The 14,770-nt window shown below is 59.1% G+C and carries 13 protein-coding genes; 5 read left to right on the top strand and 8 right to left on the bottom strand.

Translation table 11 applies throughout. The annotated features are described in order from the left end of the window. Positions 1-278 precede the first annotated feature (278 nt). The 7 genes from glpE to H7698_RS29775 all read right to left on the bottom strand — a co-directional run bounded on the left by glpE (position 279) and on the right by H7698_RS29775 (position 7,925). Positions 279-608: a thiosulfate sulfurtransferase GlpE gene (gene glpE / locus H7698_RS29805; RefSeq protein WP_194693796.1), complete on the bottom strand. Its 330-nt coding sequence runs from the start codon at positions 606-608 to the stop codon at positions 279-281. 33 nt (positions 609-641) lie between these two features. Beyond that, positions 642-1,526 carry a symmetrical bis(5'-nucleosyl)-tetraphosphatase gene (locus H7698_RS29800; protein WP_194693795.1) on the bottom strand — a complete coding sequence of 295 codons (885 nt, stop codon included), beginning with the start codon at positions 1,524-1,526 and terminating at the stop codon, positions 642-644. Continuing rightward, positions 1,526-1,906: a Co2+/Mg2+ efflux protein ApaG gene (apaG, locus tag H7698_RS29795; RefSeq protein WP_162436264.1), complete on the bottom strand. Its 381-nt coding sequence runs from the start codon at positions 1,904-1,906 to the stop codon at positions 1,526-1,528. The genes H7698_RS29800 and apaG overlap by 1 nt, the downstream gene beginning before the upstream one ends. A gap of 122 nt (positions 1,907-2,028) precedes the next feature. After that, complete coding sequence (gene rsmA, locus H7698_RS29790) at positions 2,029-2,847, bottom strand: 16S rRNA (adenine(1518)-N(6)/adenine(1519)-N(6))-dimethyltransferase RsmA (RefSeq protein WP_194693794.1); 819 nt, start codon at positions 2,845-2,847, stop codon at positions 2,029-2,031. Continuing rightward, entirely contained in the window at positions 2,844-3,833 is a 990-nt protein-coding gene (gene pdxA / locus H7698_RS29785; protein WP_194693793.1) for a 4-hydroxythreonine-4-phosphate dehydrogenase PdxA, read from the bottom strand. The genes rsmA and pdxA overlap by 4 nt, the downstream gene beginning before the upstream one ends. Beyond that, positions 3,830-5,146, bottom strand: a complete 1,317-nt coding sequence (gene surA / locus H7698_RS29780) for a peptidylprolyl isomerase SurA (protein WP_194693792.1) — start codon at positions 5,144-5,146, stop codon at positions 3,830-3,832. The genes pdxA and surA overlap by 4 nt, the downstream gene beginning before the upstream one ends. After that, positions 5,127-7,925 carry an LPS-assembly protein LptD gene (locus tag H7698_RS29775; RefSeq protein WP_194693791.1) on the bottom strand — a complete coding sequence of 933 codons (2,799 nt, stop codon included), beginning with the start codon at positions 7,923-7,925 and terminating at the stop codon, positions 5,127-5,129. Before H7698_RS29775 ends, surA begins: the two co-directional genes overlap by 20 nt. 130 nt (positions 7,926-8,055) lie before the next feature. On the opposite strand from H7698_RS29775, the gene H7698_RS29770 reads away from it, so the two are divergent. From H7698_RS29770 to H7698_RS29760, 3 genes are read left to right on the top strand one after another with little or no spacing between them, the layout of a single operon-like run. Then, positions 8,056-9,075, top strand: a complete 1,020-nt coding sequence (locus H7698_RS29770; protein WP_194693790.1) for an aminoglycoside phosphotransferase family protein — start codon at positions 8,056-8,058, stop codon at positions 9,073-9,075. After that, positions 9,072-9,743 (top strand): N-acetylmuramate alpha-1-phosphate uridylyltransferase MurU, encoded by a 672-nt coding sequence (gene murU / locus H7698_RS29765; protein WP_194693789.1) that lies wholly within the window; start codon positions 9,072-9,074, stop codon positions 9,741-9,743. Before H7698_RS29770 ends, murU begins: the two co-directional genes overlap by 4 nt. A 1-nt stretch (position 9,744) precedes the next feature. Further along, a complete protein-coding gene (locus H7698_RS29760) occupies positions 9,745-10,512 on the top strand; it encodes a DnaJ domain-containing protein (RefSeq protein WP_162436271.1) in 768 nt (255 codons plus the stop codon). Between the two features lie 66 nt (positions 10,513-10,578). On the opposite strand, the gene H7698_RS29755 is transcribed toward H7698_RS29760, so the two are convergent. Further along, on the bottom strand, positions 10,579-11,562 hold the full coding sequence (locus tag H7698_RS29755) for an alpha/beta hydrolase family protein (RefSeq protein WP_194693788.1): 984 nt from the start codon (positions 11,560-11,562) through the stop codon (positions 10,579-10,581). A gap of 73 nt (positions 11,563-11,635) precedes the next feature. Here H7698_RS29755 and H7698_RS29750 point away from each other — a divergent pair, with 73 nt between their 5' ends. Both H7698_RS29750 and H7698_RS29745 read left to right on the top strand, forming a co-directional pair. Continuing rightward, the gene (locus tag H7698_RS29750) at positions 11,636-14,032 is read left to right on the top strand and encodes a PAS domain-containing sensor histidine kinase (RefSeq protein ID WP_194693787.1); all 2,397 of its coding nucleotides are present in this window, start codon (positions 11,636-11,638) and stop codon (positions 14,030-14,032) included. A 66-nt stretch (positions 14,033-14,098) separates the two neighbouring features. Next, positions 14,099-14,728: a response regulator transcription factor gene (locus tag H7698_RS29745; RefSeq protein ID WP_162436274.1), complete on the top strand. Its 630-nt coding sequence runs from the start codon at positions 14,099-14,101 to the stop codon at positions 14,726-14,728. Positions 14,729-14,770: the final 42 nt, after the last annotated feature.

The following is a 14,770-nucleotide window of genomic DNA, read 5'->3' as shown; positions in this document are numbered from 1 at the left end:
CGTGGAGCCGACGCCGGATCACTCAGTCGATGCTGGCAGCAACCGAACAGGCAGTCGCTGTTTACCCCCCAGAACTCTTTCACAGCTGACGACTGCGAAAGCTACTCCCGATGACCCGCGCGCCGGTGTACCGGCTCTCCCCTGTTTTGGATGGCCTGGGCTTAAGGATAGTTGGGAATTCGGGAGGTAAAGGCGAGATACGTAATTAGTTGTGGCTGACCGTTCGTCTGCCTCGGTGCAAGCCCACGGGAGACGGGGGCTTGCGCGTTACAAAAATATTATTCAGAAGTGCTTTGCGCGGTATCTGAAGGATAGGTCGTACGCCACAACTCAAAACCGCCGTCCATGCTGTAGACGTCGGAGAAGCCCTGACTAACCAGATATGCCGCAGCGCCCTGGCTGGAATTGCCGTGGTAGCAGACCACGACGGTCGGTGCATCGAGGTCGGCTGCCCGGATGAAATCCGAGATGGAAACGTTGTCCAGATGTTTGGAACCAGCGATGTGTAGCGCAGCATAGGTTTGTGGATCGCGAACATCGACTACCACTGCGCCTTGTTCACGCAGGGCCTGGGCCTGTTCTGGGGGGATACGTTTGAATTCGCTCATGGCGGGCTCCTGTGGCTCGGCTGAAAGCGCAGTCTAGCGCTGGGCGCTGGCTGACGATGATTCGGAAATAGTCTGGGCGACTGGCGGTTTGGCTACATGGCCATGCTCATCGCATTTGCAGGACAGGCGCTCGCCGCTGTCGACATCCATCAGGGTCAGGGCACCGCCCCAGACACAGCCGGTGTCGAGCGCCGAAATGCCCGGTTCAAGCACTTTGCCTTCCAGCGCGGCCCAGTGACCAAAGATGATTTTAACGTCCTTGGTTTTGCGTTCCTTGTGCTGAAACCAGGGCTTGTAACCTGGCGGTGCTGAATCGACGCCTTCCTTGCTCTTGAGATCGAGCTTGCCTTCGGCGGTGCAGAAACGCATGCGGGTGAAATAGTTGGTAATCACCCTCAGGCGCGTGACGCCTTTGAGGTCGCTGTCCCATTTCGCCGGATCGTTGCCGTACATGCCGTCGAGGTAAAGCGGAAGCATGTTGTCGTCTTGCAGGGCCGCTTCGACCTCGGCGGCACACTTGAGGGCTTTACGCAGCGACCATTGCGGCGGAATGCCGGCATGCACCAACGCGACGTTGCGTTGTTCGTCGTAGTGCATGAGCTTCTGCTGGCGCAACCAGTCCAGCAACTCTGCGCCATCGGGAGCCTCGATAATGTCACGAAGGGTGTCGCTTTTTTTCAGGCGTTCGATGTTCTTTCCCGCAGCCAGCAAATGCAGGTCATGGTTGCCGAGCACGCACACCAGCGATTCACGGATGCTATAGAGGAAGCGCAGGGTTTCCAGGGATTGGGGGCCGCGGTTGACCAGGTCGCCTACCAGCCACAAACGGTCTTTAGTCGGGTCGTAGGCGACTTTCTTGAGCAGGCATTGCAATGCCTCAAGACAGCCCTGCAAGTCACCGACGGCGTACGTTGCCATCAGTGCAGGGCTCCGGGCACCGCCAGACGGAATGGTGCGATGACAGCATCAAAATGCTTGCCATCGTCGGCGATCATTTCATAGGTGCCCTGCATCGTGCCGACTTTGGAAGTCATCACCGTGCCACTGCTATAGGTGTGGCTTTTGCCCGGATCGATCAACGGTTGCTGGCCAACGACGCCCGCACCACGAACCTCCTCGACATGCCCGTCACCATCGGTGATTACCCAATGCCGCGACAGCAGCTTGGCGGGTAGCTCGCCATTATTTTGCACGGTGATGGTGTAAGCGAAGGCAAAGCGTTCGTGCTCGGGTTGCGATTGTTCTGCCAGATAGCGGGTGACGACGCTGACGTCGACCTGATAGCGAGGATCGGACATGCAAGAGGCCTTAAAAACGAAGCGGGACGCGGGGCGTAGCTGATAGAACTCAGTCTAGGCCAAGTATCGGGTAGTAAACCAGACCTGACGGCTGGTGTCTTACCCGATAACGCTCGTTTGTCTCAGTCTGCGTCGGGTTTCTGCAGGACTTGTTCGCTGAGCTTGTCGGCCAGGCGTACGAACGCGGCCAGATCGAGTTGCTCCGGGCGCAGGCTGCCATCGACTCCGGCCGCTTCGATCTCGTCATTGCTGAGCAGCAGCTTGAGAGTGTTACGCAAGGTTTTACGGCGCTGGTTGAAGGCTTCGCGCACGACGCGTTCCAGCAGTTTGTGATCCTTGGCCGGGTGCGGAAGCACCGCGTGAGGCACCAGGCGCACGATGGCCGAATCGACTTTAGGCGGCGGATTGAACGCGCCAGGGCCTACGTTGAACAAATGCTCCACGCGGCAGTGGTACTGAACCATGATCGACAGACGACCCCAGTCACCGCCACCGGGGCCTGCAGCCATGCGCTCGACCACTTCCTTTTGCAACATGAAGTGCATGTCACGGATCAGGCTGGCGTTGTGCAGGAGGTGAAAGATCAGCGGGGTGGAAATGTTGTACGGCAGGTTGCCGACGACCCGAAGACTGCCGGGTGCTGCATTCAGGCTGTTGAAGTCAAACTTCAGTGCATCGCCCTGGTGCAGGTTGAAGTTGCTCTTGCTGGCGAACTGCTGGTTCAGGATCGGGATCAGGTCCTTGTCCAGTTCCACTACGTCGAGCTGACCGCCGCTGCTCAACAGGCCTTGGGTCAATGCGCCCTGGCCTGGGCCGATTTCCAGCAGGCGATCTTCGGCCTTGGCATGGATGGAGCGCAGGATGCGGTCGATAACCCCGGCATCGTGCAGGAAGTTCTGGCCAAAGCGTTTGCGCGCCTTGTGTTGATAATGCTCGGTCATAAACGGGTCTCGGCCATCTGGTAAGCGGTTTCCAGGGCGACTTGCAGGCTGCCGGTGTCGATTTTTCCGCTGCCGGCCAGGTCCAGGGCTGTGCCGTGGTCGACCGAGGTGCGGATGATTGGCAAGCCCAGAGTCACGTTCACTGCCGCGCCGAAGCCTTTGTACTTCAGTACCGGCAGGCCCTGGTCGTGGTACATCGCCAGCACCGCGTCGCAGTGCTCCAGATATTTGGGGGTAAACAGAGTGTCGGCGGGAAGGGGGCCCCGAAGGTCCATACCCTCGCCACGCAGGCGCTCTAATGTAGGTTCAATGATGTCGATTTCTTCATGGCCCAGGTGACCGCCTTCACCGGCGTGCGGGTTAAGCCCGCAGACCAGGATGCGAGGCTGGGCGATGCCGAATTTTTCCTGCAGATCGGCGTGCAGGATTCGAGTGACCCGCTCCAGACGCTCCGGTGTGATTGCGTCGGCAATGTCCCGAAGGGGCAGGTGAGTGGTGACCAGCGCCACGCGCAATCCGCGAGTCGCCAGCATCATCACCACTTGCGCGGTCTGGGTCAGGTCGGCGAGAAATTCCGTGTGCCCGGAGAAGGGGATCCCCGACTCGTTGATCACGCCTTTATGAACTGGCGCGGTGATCATGCCTGCGAAATGTCCATCCAGGCAGCCTTGGCCCGCACGGGTCAAGGTTTCGAGCACGAACGCAGCATTGGCTTTGTCCAGTTGCCCGGCGATGACCTTGGCGTTGAGCGGAGTGTCCCACACGTACAGGCTGTTGGCTGGCGCCGGGGTATCTGGCCAATGGTCAGGTGTCACCGCAAGCAGATCGACAGCCACGCCCAGCTGCACGGCGCGCTCAAGGAGCAGGTCACGGCTGGTAATGGCAATCAGGGGGTGCGGCTGGGCTTGCGAGGCAAGCAGCAGGCACAGGTCAGGACCTATGCCGGCTGGTTCGCCGGGTGTCAGCGCGAAACGTTGGGGTTTCACTGCGCTGCCTGGTCTGCACCAGGGAGTTTGATTTCTACGTACGCTTCGTCACGGATCTGACGCAGCCAGGTTTGCAGCTCTTCGTCGTACTTGCGGTTACGCAGGACGGTCATTGCTTGCTGCTCGCGTGCCTGGTTGGTGCTGTCGGTAGCGCGGCGACCAAGGACTTCCAGGACGTGCCAGCCGTATTGAGTCTGGAACGGCTTGGACAGTTTGCCTTGCGGGGTGTTAGCCATCACTTCACGGAATTCAGGCACCAGTGCATTCGGGTCGATCCAGTTCAGGTCGCCACCGTTGAGGGCGGAGCCCGGGTCTTCCGAATAGCTCTTGGCCAGCTCGCCGAAGTCTTCGCCTGATTCGATGCGTGTGTAGAGCGACTCAGCCAAAGCCTTGGTTTTTGCTTCATCACGGATCGGGCTAGGTTTGACCAGGATATGACGCACGTGCACTTCGTCACGTACCTGGGCCTCGCCGCCACGCTTGTCGAGAATCTTCAGGATGATGAAGCCACCTGGCGTGCGCATTGGCTGGGTGATGTCCCCAACCGCCATGGTGCTCAGCATCCGGTCGAACGGTGGTGGCAATTGAGCTGCTTTACGCCAGCCCATGTCGCCGCCTTCCAGTGCTGTCTCGCTGGCGGATTTGGCGATTGCCAGCTGACCGAAGTCAGCGCCTTGCTTGAGCTGCTGGTAAACCGCGTCCGCTTGTTTGGCAGCATTCTGAATCGCGTCGGAGTTGGCGCTTTCCGGCGTAGGAATCAGGATGTTGGCCAGGCGGAACTCTTCGGACAGCTGCATCTTGCCAAGGTCGGAAGCAAGAAAGTTTTTCACTTCCTGCTCTGATACCTGGATGCGCTCGGCCACGCGACGCTGACGTACACGGCTGATGATCATTTCGCGACGGATCTGGTCACGGGCGTCGTCGTAAGACAAGCCATCGCGAGTCAGGGCCGCGCGGAATTGATCCACGGTCATGTTGTTGCGTTGTGCAATGGTGCCGACAGCCTGGTTCAGTTCTTCATCGGTAATACGGATGCCGGAGCGTTCGCCGATCTGCAGTTGCAGGTTTTCGACGATCAAACGCTCCAGCACCTGCTGATCCAGCACGCCAGGCGGCGGTGCAGCGGCACCACGCTTGGCGATGGTTTGCTGAACTTCATGAACCCGTTGGTCCAGTTGGCTCTGCATGACCACGTCGTTGTCGACGATGGCCACCACTTTATCGATGGACTGTACCGCGGCGTTGGCCGCGGTACCCAGGAACAGCGCGCCCAGCACAAGCGGGCGCAGACAATCAGAAAGCTTGGTCTTCACGTTCACGATAACCTTGGATGCCTTTGTCGAGGAAGCTCTCTACTTTGGCGCCGGTGAGGCCGCCGAGTCCCTTCAGAACAATTTGGAGGAAGACGCCATGGTCGCCTTTTTCGTTTTGCGGAGCGTCTTGGCTGGTTTCGTCGTAGTCGACGAAGTAGCGGTTGATCACGCGCAGTTTCCAGCAGCAGTTGTCGTACTCGAAGCCACCGAAGGCATCCAGGGTACGGTTACGGTTGTAGTCATACTGCCAGCGGCTGATGAGGTTCCATTGCGGCACGATCGGCCAGATCACCGAGAAGTCGTGCTGTTGAATCTTGTAGTAGTCCTTCACGTAGCCAGGTTGGCCCGGAGTGCCGTAGTCACCGCCGCCCACAGCCCACTTACCGGTGTTCTGGTCGTAGCGAACCTGGTCGTTGCGATAGCGATAACCGGCGTTGATAACCTTGTTCGGGTTGTCTTCAGGCTGGTAGTGGAACATCGCACTACCCGAGCGAGGGCTGCGGGTATCCGGGTCCCAGTTGTAATCGGCGGTGGTGCGCCAATCGCGGTTCCAGCGATATTCATATTCCAGCGCGTAAGGCGAAACCTTGGACTTCGCGTCTTCGCGGGTTTTAGCGTCGATACCTGGCAGCTGGACTTCACGGTTCTTGAAGTAGTACGCCTGGCCGACGCTGATGCGTTGACGCTCGAAACCGTTGTCTTCAATCCAGCGGCTGGTCACGCCCAGGGACAGTTTGTTCTCGTCGCCGACACGGTCGGAACCCGAGAAACGGTTGTCGCGGAACAATGACCCGTAATTGAAGGTGTACTCGCTGGTGTCAAAGACTGGAATATCTTCCTGATCCGTCTCTGGGACGTAGAGGTAGTACAAGCGTGGTTCGAGCGTCTGGTTGTAATTCTTGCCAAACCAGTTGGTTTTGCGATCGAAGTACAGGCCACTGTCGATGCTTGCAATCGGTACGCCACGGTTCTGGTTGCTGTCGAACGTGCCGTTGAGCTTGTCCTGCTCAGCATTTTGCGCGGCAATTTGGGATTTACCGATGCCATCCAGATCCAGTTGGTACTGAGTGTACTGGTATTTGAGCTGTGGTTTCAGGAACCCGTATGACCAATCCAGCGGCAGGCTGACAGCCGGTGCAAGGTTCAGGCGATCGCCATTGGCGCGTGCCAGACCTTGTACGTTGGTGTCTAGTCGCGGAGTAGAAATGCCGTCTTCATCGGTGAAGTTGCCATTTTTCAGGTCGCGATCAAACCGCACCAGTTCGGTGTTGTAAGTGAAATCCAGACCGCCCGGGTGAGTCGGCAGCGCACCATCAAAGGTGATCTGCGGCAAACGGTCATACGGCGTGATGTTCGAAACAGTCGCCAGCTGATAAGCCTGGGCATTCAGTCGGGCGGTATAGCTGTCGCCGCGATAGCTCACCGAGCCCTGCTGGTTCACATAATCAGCACTTTTCACACCAATCTGGTCAGTCTGCAGATCCTGGAAGTAATACGGATCGCTGATCTTGGTGTAATCGACCTGCGTGAAGACGCGCGAGTCGAGGCCACCCTTGTGCTGCCAGTTGTACATATAGCGGGTTTTTTCGTAATCGGACTGCTTGCTGCGCTCGGTGTCGTCATCGTTGAGGTATGCGGCGCCGAACTGACCTTCGCTGGACGGGGTCAGGTAGCGGAACTCGCCTTCCATCAACAAGCCACGCTTGCTCATGTAGCGCGGGTACAACGTGGCGTCGTAGTTCGGCGCCAGGTTGAAGTAGTACGGCGTGACCAGCATGAAGCCGGTATCGGTGCCGGTGCCGATAGTCGGCGGCAGGAAGCCGGACTGGCGACGGTCATCGATCGGGAAGTAGATGTATGGCGTGTAAAGAACCGGAATGTCCTTGACCCGCAGTGTCACGTTGGTCGCGGTGCCGAAGCCGGTGGCCGGGTTAAGGGTGATGTTATTACCCTTGAGCTGCCAGGCGTTGCTGTTCGGTTCGCACGTGGTGTACGTACCATCCTTGAGGCGGATGATCGCGTTCTCGGCACGTTTGGCGTACAGCGCGCTGCCGCGAATACGGGACTTGTGCAGAATGTACTCGGCGTTGTCGACCTTGGCTTCGCCGGTGTCGAGCTGGACATCGGCGTGGTCGCCGACGATCAGGGCACCGTTGTCACGAACCCGGACATTACCGCTCAGTTCGCCACGGCTTTCTGCCTGATAAAGATTTGCTTCGTCGGCTTCGACCTGCATGCTGCCCTGGCGCATGACGACGTCACCGGCCAGGGTAGCGACCTGCTCATCCTGCTTGTAGCGGGAGGCTTTGGCGCCGAGGAAGGTCGGGGCGTCACTTTTACTCGTCTTGTCATTCATGCCAGGACGAATCGGTTCGATATAGGAACCAGAGCAGTAAGGACCTGTTTCGGCCAATTGCGCTGCTGTGAGGTTTTCGCGTGGAACCCAGTCGAGGTGACTGTAGTCTGCACTGCGCGACTTCAATCCGCGTCCCTTGGCCTCGGTCACCAGTGCCGTTTTGGCGCCGGTGTCTTCGCTGGAACCGCTGTCGGCCGGTGTCTCGCCGCTCGCGCCTACCGCACTGCCGTCATGGACGGGGCGTGGAGGCAGGGCAGCCGCTGGCGATTTTGGCGCACAGTCCCAGGCACCCGAAGCAGAGACTGAGCAGTCATACTGTTCCGCGGCGACCACGAACGAAGTGGCTAGGGGTTGCAGGGCCAGCAGACTGCCGGTAACCAACAACGGAAATTTTTTACGAAACGCGGGGGATTTCAATGCCATCTTATTAGTCCGGGCTTCCTGCGTGCCATCTGCCCGCGGTGTGGGCCGCACGCCTCTCGATGGTCTGAAAAAGATGCTGGATAATAAAGCATGACCCGCTTGACGGCTAGCGCCGTCGGAGACCCTTGCAATGCCTGACCAAGATGTACGTTTGCAACACCTGAAAGTTTGGCTCGATGAGCAATTGGCGATTCTCTACGCAGATCAGGGCTGGGGTGTCGTACCCCCGGCCACGTTGACTGCTGCCAGCAGTGACGCGAGTTTTCGGCGGTATTTTCGCTGGGAGGGCGAGGGCAGAAGTTTCGTCGTGATGGACGCACCTCCGCCTCAGGAAAACTGCAAACCCTTCGTGGATATTGCTTTTTTGCTGGAGAAATCCGGAATTAACGTGCCGAAAATTTATGCCGAAGACCTTGAACGCGGCTTTCTTCTGCTCAATGACCTTGGAAACAAGACGTACCTGGACGTGATCACCAGCGAAAACGCCGATGATCTGTTCAAGGACGCGCTGCAGGCACTGCTGGCTTTTCAGCAACTGCCAATGGTGGCGCCGTTGCCAAGTTATGACGTGGCCTTGCTGCGGCGTGAGCTGGAATTGTTCCCAGAGTGGTACGTCAAGCATGAATTGGGCATCGAGTTCGATTCCGCTCAGCAAGCACTCTGGCAGAAAGCCAGCGATCTGTTGATCGACAGCGCACTGGCACAGCCGAAAGTGCTGGTCCATCGTGATTACATGCCGCGCAACCTGATGCTCAGCCAGCCCAACCCCGGCGTGCTGGATTTTCAGGACGCGGTCTATGGCCCCGTGACCTACGACGTGACCTGCCTGTTCAAGGATGCTTTTCTCAGCTGGCCTGAAGAGCGTGTACGCGGGTGGCTGGAAGATTATTGGCAGCAAGCGGCCGCTCTCGGCATCCCGGTTCAGCCGGATCTGGAAGATTTCCTGCGTGCCAGTGACCTGATGGGCGTGCAACGTCACCTGAAAGTCATCGGGATCTTTGCCCGCATCTGTCACCGCGACGGCAAGCCGCGCTATCTGGCGGACGTACCGCGATTCTTTGCTTATATAGAGGACGTTGTGGCGCGCCGACCTGAGCTGGCTGAACTAGGGGCATTGCTGGACAGCCTGCGCGGCGGAGGAACAGCATGAAGGCGATGATTCTGGCGGCAGGCAAAGGCGAACGCTTGCGCCCGCTGACCCTGACCACGCCCAAGCCGCTGGTTCGTGCCGGTGGTGTGCCGCTGATCGAGTATCACTTGAAGGCCCTGGCAATCGCTGGCTTTACCGAAATTGTGATCAACCACGCCTGGCTCGGTCAGCAGATTGAAAACTATCTGGGTGACGGATCGCAGTACGGCGTTCGAATCCAGTACTCGCCGGAGGGTGAGCCACTGGAAACTGGCGGCGGCATTTTCCGTGCATTGCCGCTATTGGGCGACGACGCGTTCCTGGTGGTCAACGGTGATATCTGGACCGACTATGACTTCAGCGTGTTGCACCAGCCTATCTCCGGGTTGGCGCATCTGGTGCTGGCGGACAACCCGCCTCATCACCCGACCGGCGATTTCAGTCTGAGCGACGGTCACGTTCGCGACAATGAGCCGGGTGCTGAAACATTGACCTACAGCGGCATTGCCGTGCTGCATCCGCAGCTGTTCGATGGGTGTTCTGCGGGCGCGTTCAAACTCGCGCCGTTGCTGCGCACAGCGATGGCGGCAGGGCAGGTCACCGGCGAGCGCCTTAGCGGACGCTGGGTCGATGTGGGTACTCACGAGCGTCTCGCTGAAGTGGAAACTCTATTAGAAGCGAGCCGCTGACATGTTGTGGCCAGGGACTCTGATTGGAGCCGGAGCCGGCTTTGCCATAGCCAGCATTCCGGGGGCCATGCTTGGCGCCTTGTTAGGGCAGGCGTTGGACCGGCGTTTGCAGCTGCAGAGCTGGGGGCATTTGCGGGAAAAGCTCGGTGGCCGTCCTGTACTGCGCAATGACGAACTATTGTTTGTGCTGCTTGGACGGCTGGCGAAGTGTGACGGACGCGTCGTGGATGGGCACATCCAGCAAGCGCGCCAGGAAATGCGTGCGCTGGAAATGACCGAGTCAGCCCAGCGCCGAGCGATTGCCGCGTTCAATCGAGGCAAATCCGGGCATGACCGTTTACGTGGTCATTTGAGGCGCTTGAGCGCCCAGCCTTTCGCGGCGGAAGGGGTGTTGCGCGCCTGCTGGCGAATGATCTGGGCCGACGGCCAGGCGGGGCGCAGTGAGCGTGAGCTCATTGCGCAGTGGGGCAAGTGGCTGGGCTGGAGTTCGCGGCAGGTACAGGCACTGGCGACCGATTACGAGCCACAGAAACGTCCGTTGGTCAGCAATACCCTGACCTATCAGGACGCAATGCGGTTGCTGGGAGTGTCCGCCACCAGCGATCCGGCGCAGATCAAGCACGCCTATCGGCGCCTGCTCAGTCGTCATCATCCGGACAAAATTGCCGGCAGTGGCGCGACGGCGATGCAGGTTCGGGAGGCGACGGACAAAACGCGGGAGTTGCATAACGCCTACACGTTGATTCGTCAGCGGCGGGATTTCCGTTAGCCATCCACAAGATCAAAAGATCGTCCGAGCGCGGTTCGAGCCTTCGGACGATCTTCTGCTTTTTGCTCAATCAGCAGCGCTAGGGCTCAACCAGCCACGCACCCGGCGCACCAGTTGTTCCTGTTGATCCTTGGCGTTACCCGGCAGTGATTTCAGCGACACCTGACTGAACGCCGACGTCTTCAATCGCTTGCTCGCCTGCAATCGCTCCAGCGCTGCGTTGCGATCGAGCGGCTTGTCCATGTAGAAGATGTCCGCTGTGGGTAGCTTCAGGGTTGGCGTGAGTTCGGTCAGTTCGGGTTTCGCCTTGGCGGGTGTCTGGACCGCGACCATCACAAGTTTCTCGACTTGCGACGGTTGCTTTTCGCTCATATATCGAGCAGCCCAGTAACCACCAGTGCCGTGCCCCAATACCACGATACTGGGGGCGCTTTGCTGTTCGGCGTAGGCAATAGCGGCATCCAGACGCGCAAAAATCCGTTCGGCGTCGACCTTGGCGTGTTCTTCGCTACTGTCGACCACGACCTTGTCTGCTACGTCCGCTTCCCCGCCCGCCGCTTGTTCGATAGGCGCGGCGGTCGTGGAATCCTTGCTCCCGACATCCGGCGCCTTGATGGTGGGCGGTACGTCGAGGACTCGAGGCGCAATGACATCGCTTTGCAAGTCCGGCAAGGTGATACTCAGGCTGCTCCAGCCGGCGTTCGGTAATTGGCGTCGCAATGGACCGATTGCTTGAGGCCAGTCAGCTGTTTCGCCGGCGCCCGGGATGATAATGACTACGCCTTTGGGTTCGGCAACATTGGCCGGTTTCCATAGCGACAGAAAGGTGTCGTCGCCGGCTTGCAGTTGTTGCTGTTCCTCGGCGGGGATCGTTCGCGCCAGCGCTGCGGCCTCTTCCTGGCTGCGTTCAGGCAGCGGCTGGCGTTCGACCGGTTTTGCTTCGGTGGGTGTTTGCGCCGGAACAGGATCAGCCGCCTCAACTGAAAAGGCGCAAGGCAGGATCAGCGACAGGCACAATGCTGGCAGTGCCAGGCGGTAGACAGGGGGCATCGGATATTCCAGGCCAGAAGTGATTCCGGCAGCCTAATGGGTTGGTCAGTGTTTGTCAGTGTGCGGAGCTTCAATGATGCGTTTTCGCTGCCTGTGGTTGATCGGCTGCTTGTTGTTTCCCTTGATGAGCTGGGCGGCGTCGGCGCCACCGGCCCACGTTGCCCAGTTGTCATCGGGGCAACAGCAATGGTTGGAAGACCACCGTGAGTTGCGGGTCGGATTGGTTTTGCAGGCGCCCTATGCCCAATACGATCGTCGCTTGCAGCGCCTGTCGGGTGTCAACGTCGAGCTGATGAAGTGGTTGGCCAAAGCGCTTAAGATCGAGCTGAGCTGGCGAAACTATCCCGACCTCGCTCAATTGGAAACGGCTGCCCGCGAAGGGGAGATCGACCTCGCGCCGGGATTGACTCAAACCCCCGGTGGTCTGCGTCTATGGCAGTTTTCAGACCCCTACATGCGGGTGCCGCAATTGGTCGTCAGCGACCAGAAAAGCAACGGTGCAGTGGAGCTGGAAAAACTCGACAGCCAGACCCGGGTGGCAGTGCGCATGCCGGGTGCCACGGCTGATTACCTGCGTAGCAATTTTCCGCATTTGAATCTGCAGGGCGTGCCCATCGAGCGCCAGGCGTTGCAACTCCTGTTGAGTCAACAAGCCAGCTACGCCGTGGTCGACGAAGCGCAGTTGGGGCGGCTGTCCGCCGAGCCCGAGTTCGCGGGGCTGGTGGTCGTCGGCGACATCGGCTTACCGCAGTTGCTGCGGGTGGCCACGCGTCGTGACTGGCCTGAACTGGCGGGGATCGTCGAAAGCGCCCTGCGAGCGATCCCTGCCAAGGACCTGGAGCAACTGCACAACCAATGGCTGCAACCCAAATACCCGCGCCTGACCGAGTCTCCGGGGTTCTGGCAAAACCTCTGTCTTCTGTTGGCCGTGATCATGCTGAGCAGCATGGCCATTGTGTTTTGGCAGCGTCGGCAGCAGCACAGTCTGGAGCAGCGCCTTTTGGCCGCACGTGAAGACATCGCGTTGCGCAAGGCCAGCGAAGAGGCCTTGCGACTCACCCAGTTTTCCATCGACCAAAGTACGGTCGGTATCTTGTGGGTGAATTGGGACAGTCATGTGCGCTATGCCAACCGTGCCGCCGAAACCATGCTCGGCTATACGGCGGACGGGATCATTGATCGGCCATTGATCGACTTCGAGCCAGGTTTGCACATGGATCGCTGGTTGAACCTGTGGAAACGCGCCAGGGCCAGCGAAGAGGGGCCGCAATCCTTTGAAACCAACTGCGTGCGTGCCGATGGCAGCATTCTGCCGACGGATGTGTCGCTGAGTTTCCTGCGTTTTCGCGACGGCGAATACCTGGTGGTCTACCTCAATGATGTCACCGAGCGTCGTCGCGCACTGGCTGCGTTGCAGGAAAGTGAAGCGCGGCTGCAAGGAATTGCCGCCAACGTACCGGGCTTGGTCTTTCGACTGGAGCGAGCGCCGGTAACAGGGCAGATTGATTTTGCCTACATCAGTGAAGGCAGCGAGAGTCTGGTTGGCTATTCGCCAGCGACCCTGGCCCATCGCGACAAAGGCCTGCGCAGTCTGGTGCATCCGGATGACAAGGCGAGCTATCACCAGACTCAGGACCGTGCCCTGGATACCGACAGTGACTGGTCATGGCAAGGTCGAATCCTGACCCGCCAGGGCGAGCAACGCTGGGCTGAAATCAAGGCGATTACCCGACGGCTCGAGGATGGTGCCTACGTCTGGGACGGGATCGTTTGGGACATCAGCGAGAGCAAACGCATCGAACTGGAGCTGGCCGGCTCCCGCGAGCAACTGCGTGAATTGTCTGCACACCTGGAAAGCGTGCGGGAGGAGGAAAAAGCTCGTATCGCGCGGGAGGTTCACGACGAGTTGGGTCAGATGCTCACGGTATTGAAGCTGGAAACGTCCATGTGCGAATTGGCCTACGCCCAATTGGACCCTGGTCTGAATGAGCGCCTGAATAGCATGAAGCGTTTGATCGCCCAGTTGTTTCAGCTCGTGCGCGATGTGGCGACGGCGCTCCGTCCGCCGATTCTCGACGCAGGGATCTCTTCTGCCATTGAATGGCAGGCCCGGCGTTTCGAGGCGCGTACGCAGATTCCGTGTCTGGTGCAGGTACCGGACAATCTGCCCGTGCTGAGTGATGCGATGGCCATTGGATTGTTCAGGATTCTTCAGGAGGCGCTAACCAATGTCATGCGGCATGCCCAAGCGCATACTGTCGAACTGACATTGGTGCGTGAAGGCGACGAACTGTGTCTGACCGTCAGCGACGATGGCGTAGGATTTGTCGCCACGACCGGTCGGCCAACATCCTTTGGCGTGGTCGGCATGCGTGAACGGGTGTTGATCATGGGCGGGCAGTTGTCGCTCGACAGTGAGCCGGGGGAGGGCACGACGTTGATCGTGCGTGTTCCTTTGGAGGCGGCCTGAGGTATTTGTTGGAGCACCTGCTCACGAATGTTCCTGGCTCTGACATTAAGAAGAATGGAGAAGTCTGTGATCCGTGTACTGGTAGCCGAAGACCACACCATCGTTCGTGAAGGCATCAAGCAGTTGATTGGCCTGGCCAAGGATTTGTTGGTGGTGGGGGAGGCGAGCAATGGCGAGCAGTTGCTCGAGATCCTGCGACATGTGCCCTGCGAGGTGGTGCTGTTGGATATCTCCATGCCTGGTGTCAACGGCCTGGAAGCCATTCCACGGATTCGGGCGCTGAACAATCCGCCCGCGATTCTGGTGTTGTCGATGCACGATGAGGCGCAAATGGCCGCCCGTGCTTTAAAGGTCGGCGCAGCGGGCTACGCGACCAAGGACAGCGATCCGGCACTGCTGCTGACGGCGATCCGCAAAGTCGCGGCCGGTGGGCGTTACATCGATCCGGACCTGGCAGACCGAATGGTGTTCGAGGTAGGTCTGACCGATTCCCGCCCCTTGCATTCATTGCTGTCGGAGCGAGAATTTTCGGTGTTCGAACGCCTCGCCCAAGGCGCCAACGTCAACGACATCGCCCAGCAATTGGCCTTGAGCAGCAAGACCATCAGCACCCACAAGGCGCGGCTGATGCAGAAGCTCAACATCACCTCCCTGGCGGAACTGGTGAAGTACGCGATGGAACACAAACTCCTCTAGAGAACACCGCTGTCCCCTGTGGGAGCGAGCTTGCTCGCGATA

Origin of the sequence: Pseudomonas sp. p50(2008), from assembly GCF_015351605.1 — a bacterium.
In the GTDB taxonomy this organism is placed as follows: Bacteria; Pseudomonadota; Gammaproteobacteria; order Pseudomonadales; family Pseudomonadaceae; genus Aquipseudomonas.
The sequence above is the reverse complement of the archived record's forward strand: the minus strand, read 5'-3'. Positions and strand labels throughout refer to the sequence as shown.